Source organism: Atribacter sp., assembly GCF_035418125.1.
GTDB classification, from domain to species: Bacteria; Atribacterota; Atribacteria; order Atribacterales; family Atribacteraceae; genus Atribacter; species Atribacter allofermentans.
Genome location: NZ_DAOLQM010000109.1, coordinates 1 through 2,474, shown reverse-complemented (window position 1 = coordinate 2,474; position 2,474 = coordinate 1). Strand labels below are relative to the sequence as shown.

Sequence of the window (2,474 nt, the reverse complement as noted above, 5' to 3'; positions counted from 1 at the left end):
ATTCCAAAGAAAAAACCAAGGAGAAAGGCTGCCGTCATCCCCGTTCCCCTGGTTTTTTTAACTTGAGTTGGTCCTCCAAAGTTGAGGGGAATAACATCGAGCAGAGAAAGGCCAACAATGAAAAAGATCACTGCAACAATATAATTTCCATATCCTCCTATATCTCCTGCCATTCGCCCCAAGCTGGCTGTGATAATACCAATAATGGCAATAGTCGAAAGTATACCGAGGGAAAACCAGGTGCTGATCCAAAACGCCCGATGTAGGGTCAGCTTTCCCTGCTGAGTGATAAAGCCGACAATAAGTGGAATGCTGGCGAGATGACAGGGACTTAAAAGAATGCTTAATATTCCCCAAATCAATGCTGCCGTCAGGGCAATCGCGGCATTCCCTTCAATGGCGTTGGTCAGGGTGGCAAAAAGTTCACCCATGGATTAATCGACCCCCAGCTCGGCAAGCTTGTCAAGAATTTCTTCTTTCGAGAAAAATCCGGTATGGCGAAAAACTTCGATACCTTCTCGGTCGAAAAAAACCTGGGTTGGAATATTGGAAATTTGGTAGCGAGCGGAAAGGACTTGATAAATTCGGACATCGGTGAAAAGGATGGTACATTTTTCTTTCAGACTCATTTGAAGCTCTTCAAGTATTGGCGCCATCATATCGCAGGGAACACAGCCACTGGCACCGAAGTCAACCATGACCGGAAGGCCATTTCGACGTGCTTGATCAACCGAATTGTCCAATGCACTTTCTGATTGAGCCTTCACCCAACCATCGCTTACTTCAATATCTAGTTGCTGACTCAGAGTCCCAATATAGGAGTTAATAAACTCTTGTTTCTTTTGACCAAGAAGATATTCAACCACGGTCCCCTTAACTTCATTAAATGATACTTCTCCAAAAGATTCATGGTTTTGATCATAGAAAATCTGGGCTTCTTGATCGGATATGGTAAGATCAGGAGGAACTAAACTTTCCAGGTATAACTTGAAGAGTTCATCCTCATTGGGATTATTGGACTGAATATTCTGGGTTGCCATCCATTTTTTCGCTTCAGAAAGAAGAATTGGATAGGTAGCAGCTTGCTCCAGAACATAGAAGGCGTTTCTTTTTAACTGTTCCTGGAGTTCAGGCTCTGATTGAGCAATTTTTTCATCCACTTGCTGCTGGTCAATGGTGAGGTTTCCAGCTCTTAATAGGATACCATCCGGAAGTGTTGCTAACTTAGCGTCCCGCAATGGTCCCGAACTAAGACCCAGGTAGACCTCTTCGACGGTGAGTACCTTTTCTTCGGCTAAAATTGGGATTGAGATAACAAAACAAGAGATTAATATGAATATGGGTATACCAGGAATCTTGTACATTTAATCCTCCTTATTTAAACTCATCCCTAATTCTTCAAATTTTTTAAGGATTTGGTCTTTGGGGAAAAAGCCGATGTGTCGAAACACTTCTTTTCCTTGAACATCAAAAACGATTTGAGTTGGGATAGAAGAGATAGCATACTGCTGAGATTGTTTTGGATCTTTCCAGACATCAATAAAATCAACCTGAAGCTTTCCCGGATATTCCCGGCGAAGTTCTTCCAGAACCGGTTGCATCATCTTGCAGGGAACACATTTGTCCGCCCCAAGTTCCAAGAAACGGGGAAGCCCCGCTTCGTTGATTATTGAAACTGGGGTTGATTCTTTTGGAAGCTCAGTACCAACAACCTCCAGGTTCTGCTGTTTTTGACTGATAGCCTTACTCCCCTTTAAATTAATAGTCACCACCACTGCCACTATCAAAAGGGCAACAATAAGGATTTTTCGTAAGAGAGGTTTCATGGATTTATCTCCTCCTACTTTAAAAATTCAATAGTTGACGGAGCAGGAAGAGCCAATTGAGCAGCAACCTGCATCACTTTATAGATACCGGATGGAACAACGCAGCCGCTGCAACACCCTATGATGGTTTTTTGAACTACCTGATATATAGCTCCATTAAATCCCTGTCCGATTTCATTAAAGGCATCAACTTCAGATATGGAGTCATTCAATTTCCGGATCGTTTCACAGGGACTCACAATTTTAAGGTGAACCATTTGACCATCACTTGACTGAGCCTCCACCACGGTGACAAATCCACAAATTCCAGCATTTATTTTTACCTGAACTTTTTCCATGGGTCATTATCGGTATTGTTTAAGAATGGAAAGCGGTGGAAAATTAATGGCTTCACTGGGACATTGGGGATAGCAGCCAGTACATCCTACGATACATTCATAGGGATGGGCAACTATTGGACGATTTTCTTGATCATCCCATTCATACACTCCATGAACACAAAACTCATAGCAGGTTTGACATCCGGTACATTTTTCTATATCAACCGAGGGATACCAGGGAATCTCTTCACGCTTCACTTTAAACTGCATGTCAGTCTCTTCTCTCCTCTATTTCATCTGAAACCATTCTTTAAACTGAGCTTCGGAT

The 2,474-nt window shown here is 42.5% G+C and carries 5 protein-coding genes; all 5 read right to left on the bottom strand.

The window, feature by feature from the left end; translation table 11 throughout:
* On the bottom strand, window positions 1-431 hold a 431-nt coding region (locus PLK24_RS06655), incomplete at its 3' end, for a cytochrome c biogenesis CcdA family protein (RefSeq protein WP_324477503.1).
* 3 nt (window positions 432-434) lie between these two features.
* Window positions 435-1,364: a thioredoxin family protein gene (locus PLK24_RS06650; RefSeq protein WP_324477501.1), complete on the bottom strand. Its 930-nt coding sequence runs from the start codon at window positions 1,362-1,364 to the stop codon at window positions 435-437.
* The gene (locus PLK24_RS06645) at window positions 1,365-1,826 is read right to left on the bottom strand and encodes a thioredoxin family protein (RefSeq protein ID WP_324477499.1); all 462 of its coding nucleotides are present in this window, start codon (window positions 1,824-1,826) and stop codon (window positions 1,365-1,367) included.
* A gap of 14 nt (window positions 1,827-1,840) precedes the next feature.
* Window positions 1,841-2,164 carry a DUF6951 family protein gene (locus PLK24_RS06640; protein ID WP_324477497.1) on the bottom strand — a complete coding sequence of 108 codons (324 nt, stop codon included), beginning with the start codon at window positions 2,162-2,164 and terminating at the stop codon, window positions 1,841-1,843.
* A gap of 6 nt (window positions 2,165-2,170) precedes the next feature.
* Window positions 2,171-2,416: a 4Fe-4S dicluster domain-containing protein gene (locus tag PLK24_RS06635; RefSeq protein WP_324477494.1), complete on the bottom strand. Its 246-nt coding sequence runs from the start codon at window positions 2,414-2,416 to the stop codon at window positions 2,171-2,173.
* Window positions 2,417-2,474: the final 58 nt, after the last annotated feature.

What these genes read in the sequence shown, in the direction of transcription:
- PLK24_RS06650 (WP_324477501.1), bottom strand. Translation starts at nt 1,364, where the DNA reads ATGTACAAGATTCCTGGTATACCCATATTCATATTAATCTCTTGTTTT.
- PLK24_RS06645 (WP_324477499.1), bottom strand. Translation starts at nt 1,826, where the DNA reads ATGAAACCTCTCTTACGAAAAATCCTTATTGTTGCCCTTTTGATAGTG.
- PLK24_RS06640 (WP_324477497.1), bottom strand. Translation starts at nt 2,164, where the DNA reads ATGGAAAAAGTTCAGGTAAAAATAAATGCTGGAATTTGTGGATTTGTC.
- PLK24_RS06635 (WP_324477494.1), bottom strand. Translation starts at nt 2,416, where the DNA reads ATGCAGTTTAAAGTGAAGCGTGAAGAGATTCCCTGGTATCCCTCGGTT.